Source organism: Paenibacillus polysaccharolyticus, assembly GCF_900102085.1.
Classification (GTDB): domain Bacteria; phylum Bacillota; class Bacilli; order Paenibacillales; family Paenibacillaceae; genus Paenibacillus; species Paenibacillus polysaccharolyticus.
On sequence record NZ_FMVM01000001.1, the window covers coordinates 248,970 to 275,800 of the forward strand.

Genomic DNA, 26,831 nt, shown 5'->3' on the forward strand with positions numbered 1-26,831 from the left:
GCTACATTCCCTTCTTTCGAAAAAAGTATTTTCTACAGATCTTTAACTGTTTGTTCGTGCTCCACTACCCGGTGTGCATCCACCAATTGACCTGACCCATCTTTGCCCCACACTGAAATTCCGACGTCTCCCACTCGTTCATCGCTTAATCCAAACACAAATTCAAAAGCATCTAGATTTGCAAAATAATTTCGGGTCACTGCTTCATTAGGTGCAATACTGATCACTTCACTTACATACAGCGTTCTTGTTGTACTCAGCACATAACCCTGAACGGATACACTTACCGCATCTACAGCAGCCCGACTCACCAATCTGATCGTTACCTGTTGTGTCGGTCTGACCCCGGAAACGGCATTATTTTCGATCGGTCCAGTTGATAATATAGCCATTTTCCCATCCCACCTTTTGTGAACCTCTTACTCTAGCATTACTTGACATCATGGATCACATATTAGTCATATTCATTCACTAGATAAGCGGTGTGGACCATAGACAGGGGACAGTTCACCATTATCAAGCCATAAGTGCCATTAACACCTAAAACTTCATCCATACAGAGCTTGCAAATATGTATAATCCGTGTTTATTTCAACCCAAAAATGACCGTTCCTCATGAAATGAAGGAGCTACGGCCACCATTGGATACATCTTATTGATGTCACTCTTACAAATGAATAAACCTCCACCCAACTTTTTCTTACAAATTTTGATAGAAAATGATTGTATTGTGGCAGAAATGTGATATGATATCGTCAAATACAAAAAAACATTTTTAAACAAAAATGAAAAATAATTACATAAAACGAGTCGCAACTCTGTTTTTTCTTTTTAAAACTATTCTATTGAAAGCGATTACATTAAACAACAGGACAAATTATATACTTTTTCACACACAAGTTCGTACTTCTCCCACCCTATTCCTGGGTTACCGCTGTCAACTTGCTACAGTAGATAGCTATTCTCTGTACAGGTTGTATGGCTTAAGCCATAGATCACAAACATGTACGATTCAATCGATCTCTTCTTTGAAAGGAGGTGTGATAAAGAACATTTACTCATCATTCTTCTTTTTCTTCTCACTGTAGCTCCCTCATCAAACAGCTCTGTTCAACCATTCAGCGTAACACTCAATAACACTATTCCATACTAATTCAATGGAGGCGAACGTATGAAGATCCGTAAACCATTAGCTCTGCTGATGTCACTAATTTTGATTTTTTCCACTCTACCTGCCGAGTCAAGCTATGCAGCAAATAATGCTGTTGCCAAAACGCCTGTGAATGCCAATCCGCTCGTCGATCACAAATTGGGAGCTGATCCTTACGTACTCGTTCACAACAATCGGGTCTACGTATATATGACAGGGGATACCTACCTCTACAACAACGACGGATCTGTTCGCGAAAACAACTACGGCACCATCGGCAGAATCAGCGTGATCTCCTCGGCTGACATGGTGAACTGGACCGACCACGGCTACATTCCGGTAGCCGGTGCAAACAATGCCAACAATGGACAAGGCATTGCCAGATGGGCAAGCCAGTCTTGGGCACCAGCGATGGCCAAGAAAACCATCGCGGGCAAAGATAAGTTTTTCCTGTATTTCGCCAACTCGGGTGCAGGTATCGGTGTTCTGACTGCTGATTCTCCAATCGGCCCTTGGTCTGATCCACTCGGACGTGCACTTGTCACACATGGAACGCCTGGCATGTCGGGTGTAACTTGGCTCTTTGACCCGGCTGTACTTGTTGATGACGACGGCTCCGCTTATCTGTATGCAGGCGGCGGTATTCCGAACGAAAATAATGCAGCTTCTATTGCAAATCCAAAAACAGCGCGTGTCATTCGTCTTGGCGCCGATATGACCAGTGTAGTTGGTAGTGCCACGACCATTGATGCACCTTATCTGTTCGAAGATTCAGGTATTCATAAGTACAACGGCAAATATTACTATTCATATTGCATCAACTTTGCTGGAAACCATCCGGCAGCCTACCCAAAAGGTGAAATCGGATATATGGTAAGTGACAGCCCGATGGGGCCTTTCACATACAAAGGACATTTCCTCAAAAATCCGGGGGCATTCTTCGGTGTAGGCGGTAACAACCACCATGCCGTGTTCCAGTTTAATAACCAATGGTATGTCGCATATCATGCACAAACCGTGAGTAAAGCCTTCCTCGGTGATGGCAAAGGATACCGTTCTACCCACATCAACAGACTGACACATAACGCAGACGGATCGATTCAGGAAGTGCAGGGGAACATGACCGGTGTGCCTCAGACAGCTAACCTTAATCCGTATAACAGAGTGGAAGCCGAGACCATTGCTTGGCAAGCTGGCATCAATACACAGCCGACTCAAGCAAGCGGTGGACCAACCGCCAACCAAAATGTGACGAATATCAATAATGGGGACTGGGTCGCTGTTAGTAATGTGGATTTTGGTTCAACAGGTGCATCGAAATTCAAGGCCAACGTAGCTTCTACCGGAAATGGTAACATTGAACTCCGCCTTGGCAGCCCGACAGGTACTCTGATCGGCACGCTTAACGTTACTTCAACAGGTGGCATGCAGAACTGGCGTGAGCTCGAAACCAATATCACCAACACAACAGGACGTCATCATCTGTATCTGGTATTTACAGGCTCAGGTAACGGAAATCTGTTCAATCTGGATTACTGGCAGTTTACTTCCGGTTCCGGTGGTAACCCTAACCCAAATCCGAATCCAAATCCCAATCCAAACGTGACTCGCGTTGAAACGGAAAACATGACCCTTGCCGGTCAATATGCCGGGTTGATTAATTCTCCTTTTAACGGTGTGGCGCTCTATGCTAACAATGATTCTGCGTCTTACAATCAATTCTTTGCTAACCCTACACATCAGTTCTCTCTTCGCGGGGCTTCTAACAACAATAGTACAGCCCGTGTTGATCTCATTATTGGCGGGGTAACCGCTGGTTCGTTCTTTTTTACCGGAACACAGCCAACGGTACAAACTTTGCCGAACATCACACATGCCACAGGGAATCAGGAAATCAAACTGGTTGTGACCACGGATAATGGTACCTGGGATGCTTACATCGATTATCTTGAAATTTCGTAATCATTCATAATGATCTGTCGATTTTGACATTCCAGGAGGTTTAGTTATGTGGAAAAAAATCGGGTTGCTCCTGCTCACACTTCCTCTGCTGTTAACATCGTTGCCTTTGACCCCGCAGTCTGCCTCTGCGGCAACGTTTAACAATCCGGTCATTTATGCAGATGTGCCGGACAGCGATGTCATCCGCGTAGGCAACACCTTTTATATGACCAGCACCACCATGCACATGAACCCGGGCGTTCCTGTCATGAAGTCAACCGATCTGGTGAACTGGAGCATTGTGAACTATGTATATGACACACTTGGCAACGGTGATGTACAGAACCTGAACAACGGTCAGAACGAATATGGGCGCGGATCTTGGGCCAGTAGCCTTCGTTACAACAATGGCACCTATTACGTCGCATTCGGTTCGCTTTCCACAGGAAGAACGTACATCTATCAGACTAGTAACATCGAAACTGGACCATGGACGCCTTACACGTTGAACAGTTATTACCATGATCCCTCCCTGCTCTTTGACGGAAACCGTACGTTTCTTGTCCACGGCAGTGATAACATCAGCATCGTTGAGTTAACACCTGATGCCAAAGCTGTGAAATCCGGCGGTCTGAATCAGGTGTTGATCCCGAACGCCAGTAATATCGCTGGCTCCAATATGATCGTAAAAGCAGAAGGCGCACACATTCAGAAGATTAATGGCATGTATTACGTCTTCCTGATTGCTTGGCCTTCCGGTGATGGACGAATTCAGCTCGCCTATTGCGCAAACTCATTAACAGGGCCCTATACGGGCAAAGTGGTGCTCAGAGATTCGGGCATCGCGCAAGGAGGTATCGTGGATACCGCCTCTGGTGCATGGTATGGTTTCCTGTTTCGCGATCGTGGAGCCGTTGGACGCATTCCATATCTGGTACCGGTAACCTGGTCGGATAACTGGCCTGTATTCGGGGTGAATGGCAAAGTTCCATTAACGATGAACATGCCTGTGGAAGGACAGCCAGCCGCTAAAATCTTCGGTTCAGATGAGTTTAATGCGCCTTCGGGCACATCTACTCTACCAAAGTTCTGGCAGTGGAATCATAATCCTGACCCGTCAAAATGGTCCTTGAGCCAGCGTCCAGGTTTCATGCGGCTGACCACAGGCAAGCTCAGCAAAAATATATTGGAGGCTCGCAATACGTTGACACAACGCACGTTTGGGCCGAAAAGTACAGGCATTACCGCCTTGGAAACGGCAGGTATGAAGGATGGCGATTATGCCGGCCTAGCCGCTTTTCAGGCCAAATATGGCTTTGTAGGCGTCAAGATGACAGGCAATACCAAGTCAATCGTAATGACAAATGCCAGTTCCGGCACGATGACAGAGGTGGCAAGTGTGCCCCTGAACCAGAATAAAATTTATCTGCGGGTCATCTGTGACTTCACCAATCAGACAGATAAAGCCTATTTTGCTTATAGTCTGAATGGAACGAACTGGACAACCATTGGCAATACGCTACAGATGTCCTATACGTTGCCACACTTTATGGGTTATCGCTTTGCATTGTTTAACTACGCAACCAAATCTACCGGAGGCTACGCTGATTTTGACTTCTTCCGTGTGGAGTAAGCGTGATGAACGTACTGCTGATCTTTAGGATCAGTACTGCAAATTGAAGTACACTTGAAGTACAACTGTGACCTGGAATTCCGCTATATGCGGAGCCAGGTCATTTTCATTATTTTTACGGAAACATCTCACTTGAACGCTTTAATATATTGGATATACGCTTCAGCACTGTGGTTAATCTCTTCATCACTTGCCTGGAATGACGCTCCAAAGACAGCATAATGCGGCAGTGCAGTAACGCCCACATGATTCATGCTTGCCTTGAACGGTGCAATCAGTTCTTCTACACTAAAACCTACCGGCTGTCCTTTTCCGTAATTCTCCCGCTGATCCCCGATTGTTATTGCCAGCCCCATCCGCTTTCCATGCAATCGGTTGCCCTTTGATCCATAAGCCCATCCATGCGTGAATACTTCATCCAGCCATTTTTTGAGTAGCGGCGGGTAACTGTACCAATAGAACGGAAACTGCAAGATAATATGATCATGTGCCTCCAGTAGCTCCTGTTCGTGAGCAATGTCGATGTTCCAGTCAGGATAAGCTTTATATAATTCGTGGATATTCACCTCATCTGGGTGCTGCTCCAGCTCTTTTTTCCAGCGGCGATTCACTCTTGAAGTTGTCATATTCGGATGTGCCAGAATAACCAGTGTTTTCATTGCATGCCTTCCTCTCTCCAAAACAATTTGATTTCTTTCCTTGATTACGGATCATTATCCACCCCGTCACCCCAAAAGAAAATACACACAATGAAGTAAGATACTTACCTCAAGGTGTGTATGGACTTCTGTTTTGTAACTGTGAGAAAATAAATAGTTATCCCTGTAAATACGTATAAATACAACGAGGTGATATGAATGAAGGAATATCGTTTGGGCATTGAAGCCACACTCGAAATCATTGGCGGCAAATGGAAAGCCATCATCATCTGTTTATTAATGTCCGGTGTCAAAAGAACAGGAGAATTAGAGCGCAGCATGCCCGGCATTTCTCAAAAAGTACTGATTCAACAATTACGCGAACTAGAACGCGATAGTCTTGTCACAAGACATGTTTATCAGCAAATGCCGCCCAAGGTGGAGTACAGTCTTACGGAATATGGTGTGACAGCAAATACGATTGTGGATGTGATGTGTACCTGGGGAAGAGATAATATTGCGCTCAGGCAGCAACGAGGAGAAGACATTGTTTTGTTATCTGATGAACAAACGGAGCTCTACGAATGAAGCATCTCTCATGTAACCTTCATCTCCCATATCCCTCTTATATAGTAAAATATCATTATAATTATTAATTTTGATGTAGGTTGGATTCCTCTTATACCACACTCATTTGAAGTAACGCCTTTGCCATAGCAAACAGGACGCTGGAGTAATGAATCCCATCTGTGCCATCAGGAGGTTTTTACGTATGAAAAAATATATTGTATTTGGCGCCAGTAAAGGATTGGGAGACGCATTTGTCCGCGGAGTGCCGCAGGCAGGAGATAAAGTGTGGGTTGTATCCCGCAGTAAACCAGAAAGTCTGCAACTGGAGGACGGTGTACAGCGCGTATGGATTCAGGCCGATCTCTCGGAGCTTCAGGCTGCCAAACAGATTGCAGAGCAGCTACGCAACGAAACGTTGGATGTGCTTATTTATAACGTAGGTATTTGGGAAAAGGAAGGATTTGAGGAACACTACACCTTTGATCAGGATGAGCCTTCTGATATTCAAGAGCTGATCCATGTGAATATAACGTCCACCATTGTATGCATCCAAGCTCTACTGCCTCAGCTTCGCAAGTCTGCCGCAGGCAAGATCATTCTCATCGGCTCTACAGCAGGCCTAAGCAATGCGGGGAATACTCAGGTTTCTTTTGTTGCCTCCAAATTTGCGATCCGTGGAATTACAGAAGCATTGAGAGAACATACCCGGCGGGATCACATCGCCGTAACCTGCATTAATCCGGGAGAACTGGCAGCAGAGATCCCCTATGAAGAAGGAATGGAACGCGCACTATCCGAGTATGGCGGAACGCGCATTCCGCTTCAAGACATGGTTTCGATCGTCCGGTGTATCGTCAGCCTGTCCAATGCAGCCTGTGTGAAAGAGATTAACGTTCCTGCCCTTACGGATATCAATACGTAGTAAACAGGATTGATCTATTGTATTATATTCGCGTTTCTTCACATTAAATATTGAGATAAATGTTCGATCGCCATCGATTGTACTCTTTGTTGTTCAGGAATATGTTCATAGATAATATGTGACTTCCCCTGTTGGATCAGCTGTTCCCGTATGGCTGCAATGCGCCCTTTATTAAAGTCAATAAAGCGGAAATCCACCTGCCGAAGCCGCTCAAGCTCTGCCAGTCTAACAAATGAAGCGGCTTTGATGGCTGTATTGATCTCTTTCAGCTCCAAGACTTCCAGTGCACGGGCTGTCCATAAACACTCGACATCTTGAAGCGATTTCATGTAAACCAGTTCAAGCTGTCTGAGCCGGAGCATCTGCGAGAAATCACAACATTGTTCCAGCTTCGGCAAGGATACATGCAAATACTCAAGTCCGTGCATCTGCTCTAGTCCCTGGATACTCATCAGTTTCCGCACCGAGCTAAGCTTGAGCATCCGAATGGTGGACTGTGCCAGTACATCAAGCTCACTCTTTAACTCACAATGATCAAGGGACACATACTGTAGTTTCCGCAATTCTGTTAAAATCTCGAGACAGTCCACCGGGCAGTTCAGGATGACGGTCTCTAGACTTTGACATTTTCTTATCGCGGTCATGCCTTTACATTTACCGTGCAGTTCAAGATACGTTAACTGTTGATAGTGCTCGATAAAACTCAGATCGATCGCTTTGGCGGGTGAATTCACTCTCAGAAATACCAGTTGCTTCAACGCTCCGAGAATTGTCAGATCCTGCACCTGTGCACAGTCCAGCTGTAAAGCGGATACATGTTTCAACTGCGCTAATCGCCCAAGAAAGCTCGATGGATACTCCGCTTTAGGATCCGCATTCGAAATATGAAGAATCAGATCAGGCCTGGCTGCAAAAACGTTCATATCCAATTCGGTCAAATCCTCATACGTATCCACGCCAACACGATAATGAACCGTTGCCCTACGGCGCAAATGCTGCACCGCCTGGTTCATTTTTTTTCATTCCATTATAAACAACCTTCCCTAAACGAACCACCCAACGATGTTCTGGCTTTTCATTAAATTTTTTTTCATTCGACAAAAATATACATAAATCTATATTATATGCCGACATATAACTCAGGAGTTGGGAACTTCTTATTAAGAATCTGGGGAGATGGAATATGTTAAAGACTTTAAAAAGGCGGGGGAAAACAGGAACTCGTACATCCAGTATGGCCAACACTCTGGCTGCTGTACTGCTCATTATCATTGTTGTCGTATTCGCTGTACTGGGAACATTCATGTTCACAAGCACAAGAAACATTCTGGTTAAACAGCAGGAATCCATGCTCCAGACCAAAACACAAGCGATTGTCAGTGAGTTCGATGCACTGTTTAAAGAAAAAGGCTCACTGGTCAAACAAATGTCCACTAACAAATTATTCAGGCAATACATAGAAACAACGAAATCATCTTCAGAAGCAGCCACTTCTACTTATGCTGCTGAAACAAGAGATACACTTGCTAAAATTGTGGAAGCAGAACCTTCATTCGCTGATGCATGGATTGCGGGTATGGATGGAAAAGGCTTCTGGCTACAAAACGATGGTGTCGTTTCTGCACCGGATTTTGATATTCAGGCACGTCCTTACTACCAGCCAGTGAAAGATGCTGACGGACTTTACTATTCTGATCCGTACATTGATGTATCTGCAGGCAAAGTACTCATGGGTATTTTTTATCCAATCAAGGATGATAACAACAACATGATCGGGTTTGCTGCAGCGGATATTGCCTTTGAAGATATTCCGAGCATAATGGAGAGTTACTCTCTAGGCAGCACTGGGTATTCCATTTTGTTATCCAAGAGCGGTGAAATCCTGTACCATCCGGACAAGAACAAAGTGTTAAAGGAAAATATCAAAAACGCTACAGGTGATATGGGAGAAGTCGGCAAGAAAATGATTGCTGGTGAATCCGGTATTCAGCTGATGAACGACAATGGGGAACGTCGTTACATCGGATATGCTACAAGCAAGGATACAGGCTGGTCCGTAGGTCTCACCATTTCGGAGAAAGAAGTTTTATCAGAACTTAGGACATTCACATGGCTTACCCTTGGCGGGTTTGCTGCAGCTGCAATTCTTCTGGTTATTATCAGCTACATTACTCTGCGTCGTCTGTTGCGCACCATCCCGCAGCTATTGGGTAAAATCAAGCAGATTGAACAAGGTGATTTGACAGTTACACTGGATATCAAATCCAATAATGAGATTGGGCAAATTGCGACTGGCCTGAACTCCATGGTGAAGAAGATTCAAGACATGTTGAAGATTGTTGGCAATTCTGCTCAAGTGCTGAATCATTCATCCAATGACTTGCAGTCGATATCCTCCAGAACTGCTGCAACCATGAACGATACATCTACGGCGATCAATGAGATCGCGAATGCAACCAATTATCAGTCGATTGAAACGGAGAACATCTTACGTAAAACAGGCTCATTATCAAGCCAAATTGATGAAATTGCCGCTGATGCACAAGCGATGGGGTCTATGGTGCAAACCTCTGTTGATCAAAGCGGCCAAGGACTTGCGGTTGTGGAGCAACTGTCCAAATGGTCTGCGGAGAACCACAGTTCCACTCAATCCATCTCTTCCATTATTCAAGAGATCGATCAGAGCCGGAATGAGATTTCCAGTTTTGTAGATACGGTAAAACAAATTGCTTCTCAGACCAATTTGCTTGCGCTTAATGCTTCTATTGAAGCTGCACGCGCCGGGGAACATGGCCGAGGATTCGCTGTCGTTGCAGAAGAAGTTCGCAAACTGGCAGAACAAACGGCTCAAGCTACAGAGGAGATTAACAAAAAAGTAAGTGTCATTGAAGAGAAAACATCCTTGTCTGTAGAACACACGATGCGAGGAATGAAAATTGCCGAAGAGAATACCAAGTCTGTAGAAGACACCAAGCAGGTGTTCTACAACATCAATAAAGATTTGGAAGAACTGAAGCTGCGTATGGCACAGATCACGAACAGCACCTCTAGTGTGCATCAGCACAAAGATGAGATTTTTCAGGCGCTGGAGATCATCTCTTCCACTACTGAAGAGAACTCTGCCTCAACGGAAGAAGTCAGCGCGAGCACACAGGAACAACTGGAAAGTATTCAACAAGTGGCGGATCTGTCCAATCAGTTGAATCAACTATCTGCTAAACTGCAGGAAGAATTGAGTCATTTTAAAGTGGAATAAGCTGTACTCCCCTCCTGCTCTTCTCTTTTGTACGCGATCCATTTATTATTAAATACATGCGTACGAAGAGCACTGGAGGCTGATGGACTTATCATGAGATTTGCAAAACGAATGGATCACTTTAGTGAAGGCATCTTCACCAAATTGCTGGACATAAAGCGCCGCCGGCTGGACAACGGGCAACCTGTCATCGATCTTAGCGTCGGAACACCCAATATCCCGCCGGCTCCGCACATTATGAAAGCACTCGGTGAAGCCGCCGCTGATCCGGCCAATTACATCTATGCTGTAAACGACCAGAAGGAACTTCTTCAGGCGGCAAGTGACTGGTACAGGCAGCGATATCAAGTCGAGTTGAACCCGGAGACAGAAATCTGCTCGCTACTCGGCTCGCAGGAAGGACTTGCGCACATCTCTCTCTCGATTGTCGATGAAGGTGATCTGGTTCTTGTACCTGATCCTTGTTATCCGGTGTTTGCAGATGGCCCCCTTCTGGCTGGGGCTGAGTTATATTATATGCCGCAAAAAGAGGAACACAACTATGTTATCCAATTGCAAGACATCCCTGAGGCAATAGCCGAACGGGCTAAGTTCATGCTTGTATCGTATCCGAACAATCCAACAACAGCGATGGCTCCAGATTCTTTTTATGAGGATTTGATCGCTTTTGCCAAGAAATACGATATTATCGTATTGCATGATAACGCGTATAGCGAGCTTGTGTTTGACCAACAAACATGTGGTAGTTTTCTGGCCTTTCCCGGTGCCATGGATGTAGGCATTGAATTCAACTCCCTGTCCAAAACGTATGGGCTAGCTGGAGCACGAATCGGTTTTTGTATGGGGAATTCGGCAGTTGTTTCCATGCTTAAAAAGCTGAAATCCAATATGGATTACGGCATGTTTATCCCGATTCAGAAGGCAGCAATAGCGGCCATTTCGGGTGACCAAAGTGATGTAGCGCGAGTAAGATCCATCTATGAGGAACGGCGGGACATGCTGTGCGAAGGCTTCGCCAAACTGGGCTGGCCAATCAGCAAACCGGAAGCTACGATGTTCATCTGGACACGGATTCCCGCGCATTATGACTCATCAGAGCAATTCGCTACAGATCTCGTTAAACGGGCAGGAGTTATTGTTACACCAGGTAGTGCCTTCGGGCCTTCAGGTGAAGGATACGTCCGGTTTGCGCTGGTACAGGATTTAGAGCAACTGCAACAAGCCCTTCACTATGTTGAAGCGAGCGGTATGCTCATTCCTGAAAAGTTAAGCAGGTAGATTGTAGTTTTTAGGATGTAGTGCGGCATGTGATACCGATTTTTTTGAAACAAAAGTAAAAGCACCAAACCCTTCTGATTCGGGTTTGGTGCTTTTTTACTTCTACCTTCACTTCACTGCTTTGCGCCAGTTCGATCGGTACATCAGATACAGGAAGTAAGGTGTACCGATGATCGCAATGAGAATGCCTGACGGTATTTCCGTTGGCGCCATCACCGTTCTGCCAATCGTATCTGCGAGCACCAACATCACGGCTCCAGCCAGCGCGGACAGAAACATCGACTGTCTCAGTTTATGTCCTGTCAGTAGCCGAACCATATGTGGTGCAATCAGACCGATAAATCCAACCGTTCCAACACAAGCAACCGCACCAGCCGCGAGCAGTACTCCTACAGTCATTGCCAGTAAGCGAGTACGACGTACATTCATCCCAAGCCCGGAAGCACTATTGTCGTCAAAGACCAGCAGTTCAAACTTGCGAGCAAGCCACCAGGCCACTGGCACCAAAATGAGCAGGAATATACCGATTACTTTGACCTGGTCCCATGTACGGGCATATGTGCTGCCTGTCAGCCAGATATAACCACTGCTACCGTACACGGCACCGCGTACAATTAGAATCTGTATACCTGCGCCAGCAATAGCCGACATGGCAATGCCCAGCAATACAACGGCGGAAGGATTCAATCCTTTTTTCCAAGAAAGCGAGAATACAACCGCAGCGGCAATAGCGGCACCTGCAATGGCTGCAAGAGGCAACACGTACATTGGCAGTCCAGGCCATAGAATGAACACCATCATGGCACCAAGTCCCGCGCCGGAAGATACACCTACAATCGATGCATCAGCAAGTGGATTACGTACAGCCATCTGGATCAACACCCCGCTGATGGCGAGAGCCGCCCCTGCTCCTGCAGCCACCAAGGTACGAGGGATTCGAAGCTGTACAATTCCAGAGAATAACCCATCCGACTGAAATAAACTCGGTAGCAGGTCGGCTAGTGGAATACGCATTCCACCGAACATCGTACTGAGCAGCAGCAATATAATCGTAATGGCAGAAAACAGAATAGCGATAGGTGTAAAGGCAAAACGCCGTACTCGCCCACCCGTACTCATCGATGTCGTCATGCCAGCACCATTTCCTGCTTTCATGCGAGTTAGCACGAGCCAGATCAGCCATGGTGCACCAATAATCGCCATCACAGCACCGGTTGGCAATTCCATACTGGAGTTATGTATCATCTTGGCAAGGACATCTGCGCCCACCAGCAATGCTGCCCCCCAGATGAACACACCCGGAATTAAAAGCCGATTGGAGCGAACTCCACTCAGACGAACCAAATGTGGAGCAACCAGACCTACAAAGCCGATAGGCCCAATTACACTGACGATTACGGCAGCCAGAATAACGGCAATGATCAGCCCACCTGTTCGAGCAAGTCCAACTCTCTGACCCAAAGAAGAGGCGGTTGATTCATCCAACTCCAACATATCCCACTGTTTGGACAGAATAAGCGCAAGCAGAGTTACTCCCGTAACCCAAGGCCAGACATAGTTCACACCTGTCCAATCATTCTGGACTAGGGTCCCTGAACCCCATAGAAATAAGCCCTGAGTTTCCATTGAGAAAAAAATATGCAAGGCACTTGTAAATGAACCTAGCACCATGGACACGATCATACCCGATAACGCTAGTCGTACCGGCGTTGACGTACGTACACCGCCCATAAAATAAGCTGCGAATGCTGCAAGCAGACCTCCCATGGCGGCAAAAAGAAACGGGGACTGGCTGAGTATATTTGGAAATAGAATAACCCCAAGCACTACAACAAAATACGCTCCGGCATTAATCCCGAGTGTATCCGAAGCCGCAAGCGGGTTACGAGTGATCGTCTGTAGCAATGCACCGGCAACTGCCAGTGCACCTCCTGCAAGAATACCAATTACGGTGCGCGGCATACGCAGATCCCATACCATGTTATGTTCGAGTGTGTCTTGTCTGTTTGTAAGCGCGCCCCAAACGTCATGCAACGAAATTGCTGCCTCACCATAACACAGACTTACAAAAAAAAGCACGATAAGGGCGGTTAGACCGCCCCCATAGATGCTTATCATTCGCCAGTTCGTGGCTGGCTTCGTTCCTTGTTGAGTCAGACTCATTTGGTAATCGCCTCAACCACGCCGTCTACCAATACCTTGGAAGAGATCGGGCCGCCAAATGTCCATGTCGTACTTCCCAGTTGATAGATGCGCTTTTCCTTCACAAAGTTCAGACCTTTCCAAACGGAATTATCTTTCATCGCTGTACCAAATACATCATCGTCTGGCTGTGTAATATAGATAAAATTGCTATCTTGCACTGTCGATAAAGATTCAATCCCGACTGTAGAGAAACCGTAGTTTTCAAGTTTATCCGGCTGCCAGTCATTCACCATGCCAATTTTGTTCAACGTACCCACTACAACCGAGTTGTCACTGAACATGCGCAGGGAAGCTGCATTTTGATACGTAAATGCCTGTGTTAGTGCAAAATGAAAGTTTTCTTTACCTGCTGCAGCCAGCTTTTCTTTGGCTTCTGCATAATGCTGATCCAAGTTGCTGAGCACTTCTTTTGCTTTATCTTCTTTGCCCAAAGCAGTTGCAATCGTATTAAAAATGGTCGTCATCTTGTCATAGTTATAACCATCACCGTTATATGGATCAAACTCCAGTGTTGGAGCAATAGCTTTCAACTGTTCATACACATTCGAATTGTTGTCTGCGTTGGCGATGATGAGATCCGGCTTGAGTGCTGCAATAGCCTCCATATTCGGCTCGCTACGTGTTCCGATATCCGTAACACTGTCATCCAGAGCAGCTTGGTCCGTTACGTACACTTTATAGTTGGCATTATCTGCATTACCGACAGGCTGAACTCCTAGAGCAACAACATCCTCCGTATATGTCCATTCCAATGTCACGACACGTTTAGCCGGCTTGTCCAATGTAAATTCCCCACGATTATCTTGGACAGTAACCGGTCCAGCAGACTCCTCAGCAGGAGCACCGCCCGAAACCGTATTTTTAGTTGGTTCTGTTGTTGTGGCATTTTTACCACATCCCGCCAGAACTAAAACAAATGCCATCATGATGAGTAGTGCATGTAACCCTTTTTTCATATCTCTAATCTCCTCTATGTTTGTATGTATTTATATGATAACAATTATCATTATCACCCATGCTATTCTTTTTTGTCAACGTTGCCTCATAATTTTCACATTCTTTAATGACATCAGAAAAAGGAAAGACATGCCCTGTAGGCCAGCCTTTCCTTGTCTTTATCGTATCTTTATAACATTAGTTCGTATGTTGATCTGCCTATTCTTGGCTTGATACTTGTTCGGGTTGAACCTCAGCTTAGATTAACTGCATTGTCGTAATGCAGGTCTGATCCGTTTTGTATGTAGATAATTGTGTTTCAGCCACCTTTCCGCCGTGAACAATACGGACTGAATACGTTCTATCACGTGGTACCCACAAATCCATAAATCCATTGGCACCGGACTTCAACACTTCATCTTTCATCAAGGTGTTGCCTTTGGAATCATGTATCGTCACACGGAATGGTTCATTCGCCATCTCTCCTTGGCAACCCGTTAAACTATGAATCTCACAGGGATGTGTCTGTTCTACATAAGGAGCAATGGAGAGAAAAAACTCATCTTCGGGCAAATCGTAGGACGTTTCCTGGTTTCCTGAATCTGTCACGGTTAACGTTGTCGCACTGATTGAAGCAGACTGCGGTGTTTCTCGGCCTGTACTGATATCTTCAACCAGCTTTCGGATATCCGGTGCATCCGCCTGTTCGGTCTTCTTTTGGCCTGCCGTATTGGCGATCAAGTATGTTCCGAGTACGATTACAAGTGCCACACTGGCAATAATCCATAACGATTTTTTCATTTGGCAACCCCTTTCTTATTGCTTTAATTATATAAGAAAAGGAGATATCCCGGACGAATTCAATAGATCATTTCACCATATATTCACATTTTTGGTTCTTTGATTGAGCCATCTTATAATAATTATATCATGTAATTACAGCTTGATCTCATATTCGCAATGTTCATGACCGCTTACGTTACACTTGGTTTCTTTTACTGTCACTCTTCGTTTCATCATCTTAGTCAGTGCCCCTTCGAGAATTGCCCCCTCCAGATCACATACCATTTTCTCATCTTCAAGTGTAGGCAGTCCTTTACAGAAACAGTCATCCACAGCAACAATGATCTTATGCTCATTTCTTTCTATTACCCGGGGAATACCAATCCGCAGTTCTTCAAACATTTGCAATAATTCCTCGACCGTATGTACAGGCAGATTCTCTCCAATTTTACGTCCAATGGTAAGTGTGGTGCCTTTGCCGCCCATCGGCAAACCCTGATTTAATCCAATTAACCGAATCGTGCGAAACAGTTCCAGCGGCACCATATTTCCCAACTTATCACGATTCATCTTTCTCATATCCTCAAATGTATATTCCAACATCGTTGCGACCTCCCATGGATGATTTATAATTCCATAATGACAGAAAAATATTTCCCTTTCCTTGATTCCAATCAATAAAACAGGCGATTCGCCTAATCTTGCAATCCCGCATTTAACTTGCCAATATAACTTGAAACACAACAAAAAAAACCTTGCCAACCACACCAAGAACTTCTCGGGTGGCTGGCAAGGATATTGACTTTCATCCTATGAATCTCGCACTCTTTCCTATTCCTGACAGATACATTGGCTTGTCTATCTGTTGGTAATAGCTTTGTTTTTCTCAAAGAACCGGGCATTATGAGAAGACACACCCGCCATATCGGATGCTGCAGGTTCCAGATACATCTTTGCACTGTTAACTGCAAGCACTGCATCGTTAAAGGCTCCTGCGATCAGTCGCACTTTGCTTCCATAAGTGATAAAGTCACCGGCTCCAAACACACCTGGAATGCTGGTACGCATGCGCGCATCAACGCTCACCCCATAATCTTCACGTTCGAGTCCCCACTGTACCAGATTGCCGAAGTCGCGATCATACCCATGACTCACGATAACTTCATCCATGCCCAGCTGTTTCAATTCCCCAGTCTCCATATGTTTGAGTTCAACACGGTTTATCCGGTCACCCGCACCGTATAAATGAGATATCCCATAGGGCGTAAAGACCTGAGCATGAGCTTTCATCTGGGCGACTGGCGTTTCATGCGCAGTGAACTCATGCCGCCGGTGTACCACAATCACTTCATTCGCAATTTTGGCTATTTCATTGGCCCAATCAATGGCAGAATCGCCACCTCCCGAGATCAGAACCCGTTTGCCGATAAAACGGGAAACGTCTGTAACCGTGTAATGCAGATTGGTTAGTTCATAACGGTTCGCACCCTCAATGTCCAGCTTTTGAACCTGTGTCATTCCCCGACCTGCACATAACAGGATGGTGCGTGTGTAATGTTGCTCTCCCGTCTTGGTTGTCAGCACGAATACACCATCTTCACGCCGATGCATCTGATCAATCTGTTGGCCGAATACAATAGTGGGGTCGAATGTTCTCGCTTGTACCTCCAAAGATTCAATCAATTTCTCACAACGTACAGGCTCGATTCCCCCCACATCCCAGATTAACTTCTCTGGATAGGTACGCATAAATCCGCCGAGTTCCTGTTTTGCTTCAATGATTTTAGTACGCATGGCTCTCATTCCGCTGTAGAATGCAGAGTACATTCCAGCAGGCCCACCGCCTACGATCGTAATATCATAAATGTCCAGTTGCTTCTCAGTATTCATTAAGGCACCAACTTTCCAACAACATAGTCCATTAATTTAACTGAACCTATCGGACCCACACCGGATACAAATTCACTGGTTTTCAGTGGGAAAACATGATCATTCTTTACTGCCTTCAGATTCGCCCACACCTGGCTTGATTTCAGATCTTCCATGGATTTCTTCGTGTCATAACCTACGAGGGTTCTGTCTTCCAAGAAGATATAATCCGGATTCAACTCAGGCAAAAATTCCAAAGAGAACTGACTGAACCAATCTGTAGAGTCTTTAATGGCCTCCGGACTGTTTAAACCGAGGGTTTCATAGAAAAAGACACTGCTGCTTCCCCCTTTGGGACCCATGAAACGGTAACGATTGTGCTCCACACGCAGGACTAATACCGTCTTGTCCCCCAGAGCAGTTGCAATCTTATCTTTGGCCTGTGCAGCCTTCTCTTCAAATTCGGCCAGTACCTTAGCAGATTCCTCAGTCTTGTCGAAGATGGCCGCTAATTTGGGCATCGCCCGCTCCATTTCACTATTGGCATCCAGTGCCACAGTCGGAGCGATTTTGGATAATTCGTCGTATACGCCCTGTTCCATACCCTCGCCGGCTGTAAGAATCATATCCGGAGATAATGCAAGCAACTGCTCATAATTGTATTGATATTGTTCTACTTCTATCGTCTGAACACCGTGTTCTTTAAAATAGGCGGGTCGATATTCCGCTTCGACTTCTGGCGTGTACAATACGATCTGTGGTGTAACTCCCATCTCAATTAAATACTCGGCATAGATCGAATCAAACACAACCAGATTTTGAGGATGGGCAGGGATGGTCACCTCTCCAAACTGATCCTTCACCACTTTGGTTTCACTGTTATTCGGTTCAACTTTTGTTGTACTTGTTGCTTCCTCACTCTGAGTTCCTGATATACCCGCTGTTGTCTCCTCTTTGGTTCCGCTGGAACATGCCGCCAGCAAAATGCAGATCACCACCAGCATGATACCCAATCCTCTAAAACTTCGTAACATGATATGCTTCGCCCCTTATATGTATTGATAATGATAATTATTATCAAATATTATCAAATAAGAAGTGTTGCATCCATAGCTTATCGTGCTTATTCAGATGGATTATTGTGCTTATTCTGATGCGGTATCTACCAGATTGCTGATCATCTGATTTAGAATCAAATTTTGGCCAGTGATGCCATGACCGTCGACCCATAGATGAGTATCGATGTAGAATACCCGCTTGTTTTTTACCGCTTTCAGTTCATTCCATTGAGAACTCTGCACCAGTTTTCTCATATTCTCGTCGGCACTGAAATGTTGCATCATTCGTTTCTCAACAAACAGATAATCCGGATTGGCCTGTACCAACAAGTCAAGTGAGCAAGGATTGAACCAGGCTGTACCTTGTTCCAGTGCTTGCGGAATTGCTAATCCAAGCTGATCATATATCAACTGTGATATTCCGTATGAGTGCCCACCCAAATAACGGTAACCAAAAGCTTCTACCCTTAGCAGCATAACTGTCGAGGCGGATTGAATGATGGGTTGCAACTTCTGTTGTGCTACGCTAACTTGTTGTTTCAATTGTAACTGGATTCCTTGGGCTGCTTCTTCCTTATGAAACCAGGCTGCCAATTGATAGAGCAAAGGCTCTATGTTCTGATGAAGTCCTGTCAAAAGTGGTGCAATTGTGCGCAGTTTTCTTTTAATCTCTTCTGTCATACTATTGCCCACAATAATCTCTGGTTGGACTTGCCTTACAAGTTCCAGATCCATACCATATTGCGTAACCTCAAGCAGTCTCACCCCATGCACGATAAATTGCTCACGTTGATGTGGAGACAACAGGATCTCAGTGACCATAACGGCATATGGAATAACACCCAGATGAATCATCATCTCTGCACAGATTGGGGAAAGCACTACTATTCTACGATGCTTCAAATGTTGTCTATATTGTTTCGGTGATTCCCCTGTCAGTTGCTTGAAGCGACGACTGAAATAATGAGCATCCTCAAACCCGGACTTTTTAGCAATATCCTGTGAGGTGGCTGAAGTTAATAATAGTTCTTCCTGAGCACGATAGATGCGATAATGAGCCAGATAATCTAAAGGCGGCTTACCATATTGTTCATTGAATTTTCGGGAATAGTGCCACGGCGTAATGCCTGCGATCTGCGCCAACTGTCCCCTCGTAATCACCTGATCATAATGCTCCCGCATATAATCGATGGAACGGAGTATACCATCTTCCGGTCTCAGTTCGTTATCCCGCTTTTGCTGATAGAGATTATTCAACAGCTCATATAACAAGTGCTGATTTCCAATCCATAGCGCCCTCCCCTCACCCGTGTTTGCTTCACTCATATGCTGAATAATGCTAGCCAGACTTCCCCCTGGAAGTTGCACTTTCTTATAGGCTTCCCCCGAAGGTACATGCCAATCGTACTTCTCTACTTCTCTTCCTTCCTCAAATACAGCGTAAGTATCGAACTGAACATGCCATCCTGCCAGATCCATATCGCCTCCGTCAATGACCTCCAGAACCGATTTCTCTTCAAGCGCAATTAATTCTCCAAAGGAGGCGTGAACACGTTGGCCATTAATACTCCATGTCGCTTTGCCATCCAGAATAAATATCAGGCTGTGACTGGCAAAGTAATGCCGCTCCCCGGTGGATATCCATGTATTGTTTAATGCCTTGGTTGACCTCCACTGAGCAATCCATTCCATATTCTGAGGCATATTCTTATCCTTTCACGATCATACTCCTGAAAAAAGCCTACACGCATGCAGGCCCATTCCTGATCCAACTATTCTATTCGTCATGCTCCCCATACACACATCCAACGTTTGAACTCATCCTACCTGAATCGCAATCGCTGTGCAATCCTATGCCGGAATTGGTTCACAACGTCAAAAAAAGCCGTGCAGGAAGCACGACTCTTTTATCTAATCTACTCATATAACTACACTTGCTTAAGACAAAGCCAGCATTGCGTTCATATCTTCTTCTGCTGTCGTGATCAGTTTCAGACCAAACATGTCTACGAGCACATCCAGTACACCTTCTGAAATAAATTCAGGCGGTTTAGGCCCGATCCGGATATCCTGAATGCCAAGACTGAACAGGCCAAGCAGAATTGCTACCGCTTTTTGCTCAAACCATGACAGCACGATGCTTACAGGAAGCTCGTTCACCGTGCAGCCAAAAGCATCGGCCAAAGCCATTGCGATTTTCACAGTTGAACCGGAGTTGTTGCATTGACCCAAGTCGATATACCGCGGAATGCCCGTGTCTCCCACCGTACCGTAATCCACATCATTGAAGCGGAACTTACCGCAAGAGGTGGTGAGAATAACCGTATCATTCGGTAGCGACGTAGCGAGTTCACGGTAATAGTTACCGCCCTTACCCGGTGCGTCACAGCCTGCAATGACAAAGAAGCGACGGATATGTCCGTCTTTGACGGCCTGAATAATCTCAGGTGCGAGCCCGATCACGGTCTCATGGTGATAACCTGTCGTTAATACTTGCTCGGATTGGATGTTCGCTACTGGCAGTGACAATGCTCGCTCAATAAGAGGTGAGAAATTCTCGCCTTCGATCTTCGTTACTCCTTCGAGACCAGCGACTTCATAAGAGAAGAATCGATCGGCATATGTGCCTTTGATCGGCATAACGCAGTTGGTTGTCGCCAGAATCGCACCCGGAAATTCCTCAAACAGTCTGCGCTGATCGTACCAGGCTTTACCGATATTCCCTTTAAGATGAGCATATTTCTTTAATGCCGGATAACCATGCGCAGGCAGCATTTCGGAATGCGTGTAGATGTTGATGCCTTTGCCTTCTGTCTGACGCAGTAATTCTTCGAGGGCGTACAGATTGTGACCCGTCACGACGATACAATGACCTTCAATCTGATTCTGACTCACCGTGATTGGCTGTGGAATACCAAATCGATCGGTATGCGCACGATCCAATACATCCATGATTCGAATAGCAGCATTACCGACTTTCATCGCCATCTCTAAATGTTCCTGCTGATTAAAGTTTGAGTTCGTAAGTGTCATATATAAAGCTTCGTGTGTGATCCGATCCACCTCAGGATCGGTATAACCAAGCTGCCGTGCGTGTGTTGCGTAAGCCGCAATCCCTTTCAGTGCAAAGATCATCGTATCCTGCAAGCTGGCAATCGTTTCATTTTTACCACATACCCCAATTACTTTACATCCACCACTCGGTGTCTGTTCACATTGATAACAAAACATATTAATTCCCTCCAAACCAATTTAACTCCTTGTTATGAAATAGCGTAACAGAGCTGGAGGCAGACAATTGTGATATTACACACAGTTTTTCAAACTAACACCCATATTCTCCCTTTTCGAACTTTTAACAGACGATTATCCAATCCATTACTCCTATTCAATCGTTTCCGTGACAATTTTGTAATTCTGCGGGGAAATCGCAGTATCCGTGAACTGGATGATTTTCTTAGAAGAGGGGATGTTGAATCCTTGATCGCATCTAACCAGCGGTTAACGGCAGCCCATGTTCGAAGAATTCAGCGTACAGGCCAACTGCCTCCGGGCTATCGTTTGATTTAAAGAGTACTGATGCTCCTGCTGTAAAATGAAAACTTTCATTCCAGTGATGCTGTCTCTACGCATAAGTATCACTGGAATTATGAATAATGACATAGATAACGGATGCTGCCGAATCCTATCGTCATCCTACATATCCAATGCTGAAAAAAACTACATCCATTGGCGATTCTAGTTTTTGTCCAATCGGGTAATACACATATAAATCACATGCCGAGGAGCTGGTCGATTGCAACATTACAGGCGCAGTGCAGACGAAGTATTGCAGGAGTTACAAAGTTCCGAGAGAGGTCTTTCCACATCCGAAGCAACGAAGAGATTAGAATCCGTAGGATATAACGAGTTAAAAGGAAAAGATGCAACACCGATCTGGAAACTGTTCCTTGAAAATTTTAAAGATCCGATGGTCATCGTGCTACTCATCGCAGCTGCTGTACAAGTTGTGCTTGGGCATCTGATCGAATCCTTGATCATCTTTCTCGTCATTCTGCTTAACGCTATCATTAGCGTGGTGCAGACCAAGAAAGCGGAAAGCTCACTAGATGCCCTTCGCCAGATGTCAGCCCCCGAGGCCAAGGTCATTCGAGATGGTCAGAAGCAGACGCTTCCTGCGCGGGAGCTCGTTCCCGGCGACATCATATTGCTTGATGCAGGGGATTACGTACCGGCAGACGGGCGTATTCTGGAATCCGGCAGTCTCAAAATCAACGAAGGCATGCTGACTGGTGAATCCGAAGCTGCAGAAAAACATGCGGAGGTGATTCCGGAAGAGGCTGGAATTGGGGATCGGCGCAATATGGCATTCAGTGGATCGCTAGTTGTATATGGTCGCGGCACGATTGTCATTACAGGTACGGCACTAAAAACCGAAATCGGTAAAATCGCTGAATTGATTGAAAATGCGGAGGCGAAGGAAACACCGCTGCAACGCAAACTGGAATCATTCAGCAAAAAGCTGGGCTTTTTCATCCTGGGTCTGTCGATTCTTATTTTTGCCATTGAAGCAGGACGGGTGTGGCTGACAGAAGGCACCGAAAATATCGGACCATCTCTGATCAACGCGCTGATGTTTGCTGTAGCCGTCGCTGTGGCCGCCATACCTGAAGCTCTCTCGTCCATCGTCACCATCGTACTCTCTCTCGGTACCAGCAAGATGGCCAAGCAACATGCAATTATTCGCAGATTGCCCGCGGTGGAAGCGTTGGGATCAGCCAGCATTATTTGCACGGATAAAACCGGTACACTCACTCAGAATAAAATGACTGTTGTGGATTATTACATTCCCCATGGTACAAAAGACGAGTTCCCCGATGATCCTGCCGAATGGTCGGAAGAAGAACGTCGGTTGTTACATATTGCCGTACTCTGCAATGATTCGAACATCAACCAGGAGGGCAAGGAACTTGGTGACCCCACCGAAGTTGCACTCATTGCGTTTAGCAACAGCGTGAACAAGGATTACAACGAAATCCGGGATCAGTTTCCACGGGAAGCCGAGCTTCCGTTTGACTCGGATCGCAAGCTGATGAGCACGGTGCATACCTTTGAGGGACAGACTGCTTTGCTGACCAAAGGCGGCCCGGATGTGTTGTTCAGCCGCTGCAGTCATGTATTTATACATGGTGAAGTACAACCGTTGACTCCTGAGATTCGTGCTCAATTCGAAGAGAAGAACGAAGCGTTCTCCAAACGTGCTTTCCGGGTGCTAGCCTACGCTTACAAACGTTTCGATGACAAAAAAGAGGTCACTCCCGAAGACGAATCCGATCTTACATTAGTCGGCCTGACAGCCATGATTGATCCACCGCGTGAAGCGGTTTATGGCTCGATTGAGGAGTCAAAAAAAGCAGGCATTCGCACCATTATGATCACGGGTGACCACAAAACTACAGCGCAGGCTATCGGTATTGATATCGGACTGGCAAACAAAGATGATCTCGCGATCACCGGTGCCGAGCTGGATAAGATGACGGATGAAGAACTGGATGGGCAGCTGGAGCATATCTCCGTCTATGCACGGGTGTCCCCCGAAAATAAAATTCGGATCGTGCGTGCATGGCAGCGCAAAGGTAAAGTTGCAGCCATGACCGGAGATGGCGTCAACGATGCTCCTGCACTGAAACAGGCCGATATCGGCGTAGCCATGGGAAGTGGAACGGATGTCGCCAAAGATGCGGCGGCGATGATCCTGACTGACGATAATTTTGTATCCATTGTGAATGCGGTCAGCGTTGGACGGATGGTATTTGATAATATTAAAAAGGCTATCGCCTATCTGTTCGCCGGTAATCTCGGCGCCATTATCGCCATCCTCTTCGCACTGGTTGTCGGCTGGGTCAATCCATTCACAGCGCTACAGCTGCTGTTTATCAACCTGGTCAACGACTCCTTGCCGGCTATTGCGCTCGGCACGGAGAAAGCCGAACCGGATGTGATGCGACGCAAGCCGCGTGACATTAACGAGGGCATTTTTGCAGGCGGAACGTTGCAGGCTGTTATCACCCGCGGGTTGCTCATCGGCGTTGCCGTAATTGTGTCGCAATATATCGGTCTCGGTATCTCGGAAGAGATGAGTGTTGCGATGGCGTTTACTACACTGATTCTGGCGCGCAGTCTGCAAACCTTCGCGGCACGTTCCAACACCCAGACCATCTTCCAGGTTGGCTTCCTGACCAACAAGCTCGTGCTTGGTTCGATTGTGGTCTGTCTCTGCCTCTATGGCATTACACTGATTCCGGGTGTTCGCAGCATCTTTGCCATTCCTGACACCTTCGGCTGGGATGAGCTCCTGATCGCAGGTGGGCTTGCGCTCGGCGCGGTTATCCTGATGGATATCATCAAATGGATTCGCAATCGCGGCAAACAAACCGCGGCGGCTTAGTTGATACACGATGTACCGATGTACATCGTTGTAAGCTTTTATAGATTGGATAAACAAACAGCGCCCCTTTTTGGAAGGGCGCCTGTTTGTTTATCCGGGTTATTTTTTCATACCATAGATAGATTGTTTAGTGCTTTTTGCTTCTATTCCAGTACCTTCTACTAACCCTGCTTGATGCCAAAGGCAATCCATCGTCCATCGATATCCTCGATCACAAATTCTTTGTTATTATAATCAGAATGATGGCAGGAACGAACAATCGTTACACCCGCATCGATCAACTCTTGTTCGAGCTCTTCCTGCTGTTTCGTAATGAAATAGGCATCGTATCCGTAGCCATACAGTTCTCTATTCGGAATCACCTTTTGTCCATTACTTTGGGTTAAAATAATCTCGGTAGAATCACGGTACAGACAGACATGCGGCTCTGCAACATCCAAGTATTCAACGACACGAAATTTTAATTTTTCTTCATAAAATGCAGCCGTTCTCCTCATATCAAGGGTTGGGAACACACTGTGAGACTCTAATAATTCTGGCTTCATAATACTAATCTCCTTCATCCTAATTGTTCTTAAACCTGATTACGCCTGTTATGTAGTCACTCGAATAACTATGACACTATTGCCATATTAACATTGGAGGTGTAAAATAGAATATTGTTTTGTCTCCATCGTATGTAATACTAATGTCAAAGTCTGTTCATATCATACAATAACTTCATACAAGACAGGAATGGTTACGTGAAAGAAAAAATTGTAATGCCACTCTGGACATGTTGTCTGTTCATCGTGGTCATGAACACAACCATGTTTAATGTTTCGTTGCCTGTCATTATCCGTGATCTTCAGATCACTTCTGACCTGGGCTCCTGGGTTATCTCCAGTTATTCTATTGGATATGCCTTGTCTACCGTAATTTACAGCCGCTTGTCTGACCGAATTCCGGTACGTAAGCTGGTCACCGTTGGGCTCTTGATTCTCGGTTGCTCGTCCGTGCTTGGTTTGTTCGCACATAACTTTGCCTTGTTGCTGACGACGCGTATTCTGCAATCTGCAGGGGCCGGAGTTATGGCTGGACTCGGTCTGGTCATTGCAAGCCGATACATTCCGGTGGAACGACGCGGTGCAGCTCTGGCTCTCATCTCATCAGGTAGCGCAATGGCCTTTGGTCTTGGTCCCATTGTTGGCGGACTGATCAGCGAGTACATGGGCTGGAACGGATTGTTTGCGATTACGGTGCTGGTGCTACTGGCCCTGCCGGTATTGCTCTATTTTTTACCACGGGAGACCGTGAACAAAGAACAGCCATTTGACCTTACAGGCGCACTACTCACCATTGTTAATGCAACCACCTTGCTGGTAGCCATCACACAGCGGTCATGGATATGGCTTGTCATCGGCATAGTCTCTCTGGCTACTCATATTCTGTATATTCGCAAAGCAAGGTTGCCTTTTGTGAACCCACAGGTATTTCGGACACCGGGTTTCACCAGGCTTATTATCATTGGGTTCTGCGTACTCGTGGTTAATCTCGGAAATCTGTTCCTTATGCCGTTAGTGCTTGCGGATCTGTACCATCGCTCTGCCCTTGCCATCGGTTTGCTCATTGCCCCCGGAGCGATTATCTCGGCATTTTGTACCCGTTATGTCGGTCGCTGGATAGATCGGTATGGCAATATGCGGTTTATGCTGATCGGGCAGTGTATGCTGGCGGCAGTTCTGGTGTTGTTTATGCTTGGACTTGACCAGTCTGCCCTGATCATTACAGGCGGTTACGTGTTCTTCTCGCCAGCACTATCAGCCTCCATGGCCTCCCTGAATAACGAAGCTTCACGTGTACTGCCTAGAAACCAGATTGGTTCTGGCATGGGCTTGCTGCAGCTGATCCAGTTCTTTGGTGGTTCAGTGTCTGTAGCCGTGTGTGGTTTGCTTCTGCACGCCATACCCGGAGTAACGCTACAAGAAGCTTATCATGTAGTATACGGCTGCCTGCTGGTCGTATGTCTCATTTCGCTTGGACTGACGTTATGGCATAGTAAAGCTACTTCAGTTTCGAACCGTGATTTAACCTATGTACCCTCGGGTCGCTAATGAAGCGTGCTCCTGTCGGCGGAGTGTACCGCTAAAATTACAAGTTCAACT

General features: G+C 46.0%; 20 protein-coding genes. 8 read left to right on the top strand and 12 right to left on the bottom strand.

Features of this window, described 5'->3' with window-relative positions:
• Nucleotides 1–32: 32 nt before the first annotated feature.
• Nucleotides 33–392 (bottom strand): hypothetical protein, encoded by a 360-nt coding sequence (locus BLQ13_RS01035; RefSeq protein ID WP_090915069.1) that lies wholly within the window; start codon nt 390–392, stop codon nt 33–35.
• 779 nt (nt 393–1,171) lie between these two features.
• Between BLQ13_RS01035 and BLQ13_RS01040 the strand changes: the two genes are divergently transcribed.
• Nucleotides 1,172–3,112, top strand: a complete 1,941-nt coding sequence (locus tag BLQ13_RS01040; protein ID WP_090915071.1) for a carbohydrate-binding protein — start codon at nt 1,172–1,174, stop codon at nt 3,110–3,112.
• A gap of 46 nt (nt 3,113–3,158) precedes the next feature.
• Nucleotides 3,159–4,724 carry a glycoside hydrolase family 43 protein gene (locus BLQ13_RS01045; protein WP_090915073.1) on the top strand — a complete coding sequence of 522 codons (1,566 nt, stop codon included), beginning with the start codon at nt 3,159–3,161 and terminating at the stop codon, nt 4,722–4,724.
• A gap of 128 nt (nt 4,725–4,852) precedes the next feature.
• On the opposite strand, the gene BLQ13_RS01050 is transcribed toward BLQ13_RS01045, so the two are convergent.
• Nucleotides 4,853–5,383, bottom strand: a complete 531-nt coding sequence (locus BLQ13_RS01050) for an NAD(P)H-dependent oxidoreductase (protein WP_090915075.1) — start codon at nt 5,381–5,383, stop codon at nt 4,853–4,855.
• Between the two features lie 198 nt (nt 5,384–5,581).
• Between BLQ13_RS01050 and BLQ13_RS01055 the strand changes: the two genes are divergently transcribed.
• Together BLQ13_RS01055 and BLQ13_RS01060 are read left to right on the top strand one after the other, a co-directional pair.
• Complete coding sequence (locus tag BLQ13_RS01055) at nt 5,582–5,950, top strand: winged helix-turn-helix transcriptional regulator (RefSeq protein WP_090915077.1); 369 nt, start codon at nt 5,582–5,584, stop codon at nt 5,948–5,950.
• Nucleotides 5,951–6,134: 184 nt separating this feature from the next.
• Nucleotides 6,135–6,854 carry an SDR family NAD(P)-dependent oxidoreductase gene (locus BLQ13_RS01060; RefSeq protein WP_090915079.1) on the top strand — a complete coding sequence of 240 codons (720 nt, stop codon included), beginning with the start codon at nt 6,135–6,137 and terminating at the stop codon, nt 6,852–6,854.
• 38 nt (nt 6,855–6,892) lie between these two features.
• On the opposite strand, the gene BLQ13_RS01065 is transcribed toward BLQ13_RS01060, so the two are convergent.
• A complete protein-coding gene (locus tag BLQ13_RS01065) occupies nt 6,893–7,867 on the bottom strand; it encodes a leucine-rich repeat domain-containing protein (RefSeq protein ID WP_090915081.1) in 975 nt (324 codons plus the stop codon).
• A gap of 170 nt (nt 7,868–8,037) precedes the next feature.
• Here BLQ13_RS01065 and BLQ13_RS01070 point away from each other — a divergent pair, with 170 nt between their 5' ends.
• Nucleotides 8,038–10,110 carry a methyl-accepting chemotaxis protein gene (locus BLQ13_RS01070; RefSeq protein WP_090915083.1) on the top strand — a complete coding sequence of 691 codons (2,073 nt, stop codon included), beginning with the start codon at nt 8,038–8,040 and terminating at the stop codon, nt 10,108–10,110.
• Between the two features lie 93 nt (nt 10,111–10,203).
• Nucleotides 10,204–11,388, top strand: a complete 1,185-nt coding sequence (locus BLQ13_RS01075; protein WP_090915085.1) for an aminotransferase class I/II-fold pyridoxal phosphate-dependent enzyme — start codon at nt 10,204–10,206, stop codon at nt 11,386–11,388.
• A 108-nt stretch (nt 11,389–11,496) separates the two neighbouring features.
• Here the strand turns inward: BLQ13_RS01075 and BLQ13_RS01080 are convergent, their stop codons facing one another.
• The 8 genes from BLQ13_RS01080 to hcp form a co-directional block, all read right to left on the bottom strand.
• Nucleotides 11,497–13,545 (bottom strand): iron ABC transporter permease, encoded by a 2,049-nt coding sequence (locus tag BLQ13_RS01080; RefSeq protein WP_420848891.1) that lies wholly within the window; start codon nt 13,543–13,545, stop codon nt 11,497–11,499.
• Nucleotides 13,546–13,547: 2 nt separating this feature from the next.
• On the bottom strand, nt 13,548–14,549 hold the full coding sequence (locus BLQ13_RS01085) for an ABC transporter substrate-binding protein (protein WP_090915089.1): 1,002 nt from the start codon (nt 14,547–14,549) through the stop codon (nt 13,548–13,550).
• Nucleotides 14,550–14,787: 238 nt separating this feature from the next.
• The gene (locus tag BLQ13_RS01090) at nt 14,788–15,330 is read right to left on the bottom strand and encodes a CueP family metal-binding protein (protein ID WP_090915091.1); all 543 of its coding nucleotides are present in this window, start codon (nt 15,328–15,330) and stop codon (nt 14,788–14,790) included.
• A 135-nt stretch (nt 15,331–15,465) separates the two neighbouring features.
• Complete coding sequence (locus tag BLQ13_RS01095; protein ID WP_090915093.1) at nt 15,466–15,915, bottom strand: V4R domain-containing protein; 450 nt, start codon at nt 15,913–15,915, stop codon at nt 15,466–15,468.
• A 255-nt stretch (nt 15,916–16,170) separates the two neighbouring features.
• On the bottom strand, nt 16,171–17,202 hold the full coding sequence (locus BLQ13_RS01100; protein ID WP_090915095.1) for an NAD(P)/FAD-dependent oxidoreductase: 1,032 nt from the start codon (nt 17,200–17,202) through the stop codon (nt 16,171–16,173).
• Nucleotides 17,202–18,215: an ABC transporter substrate-binding protein gene (locus tag BLQ13_RS01105; protein WP_090915098.1), complete on the bottom strand. Its 1,014-nt coding sequence runs from the start codon at nt 18,213–18,215 to the stop codon at nt 17,202–17,204. The genes BLQ13_RS01100 and BLQ13_RS01105 overlap by 1 nt, the downstream gene beginning before the upstream one ends.
• 111 nt (nt 18,216–18,326) lie before the next feature.
• The gene (locus BLQ13_RS01110) at nt 18,327–19,943 is read right to left on the bottom strand and encodes a helix-turn-helix domain-containing protein (RefSeq protein ID WP_090915101.1); all 1,617 of its coding nucleotides are present in this window, start codon (nt 19,941–19,943) and stop codon (nt 18,327–18,329) included.
• 234 nt (nt 19,944–20,177) lie between these two features.
• The gene (gene hcp, locus BLQ13_RS01115) at nt 20,178–21,470 is read right to left on the bottom strand and encodes a hydroxylamine reductase (protein ID WP_090915103.1); all 1,293 of its coding nucleotides are present in this window, start codon (nt 21,468–21,470) and stop codon (nt 20,178–20,180) included.
• A gap of 565 nt (nt 21,471–22,035) precedes the next feature.
• Here hcp and BLQ13_RS01125 point away from each other — a divergent pair.
• Nucleotides 22,036–24,687 carry a cation-translocating P-type ATPase gene (locus BLQ13_RS01125; RefSeq protein ID WP_090915107.1) on the top strand — a complete coding sequence of 884 codons (2,652 nt, stop codon included), beginning with the start codon at nt 22,036–22,038 and terminating at the stop codon, nt 24,685–24,687.
• 161 nt (nt 24,688–24,848) lie between these two features.
• Here the strand turns inward: BLQ13_RS01125 and BLQ13_RS01130 are convergent, their stop codons facing one another.
• Nucleotides 24,849–25,232: a VOC family protein gene (locus BLQ13_RS01130; RefSeq protein WP_090915109.1), complete on the bottom strand. Its 384-nt coding sequence runs from the start codon at nt 25,230–25,232 to the stop codon at nt 24,849–24,851.
• 198 nt (nt 25,233–25,430) lie between these two features.
• On the opposite strand from BLQ13_RS01130, the gene BLQ13_RS01135 reads away from it, so the two are divergent.
• Nucleotides 25,431–26,780, top strand: coding sequence for an MFS transporter (locus BLQ13_RS01135; RefSeq protein ID WP_090915111.1), 1,350 nt, complete (start codon nt 25,431–25,433; stop codon nt 26,778–26,780).
• Nucleotides 26,781–26,831: the final 51 nt, after the last annotated feature.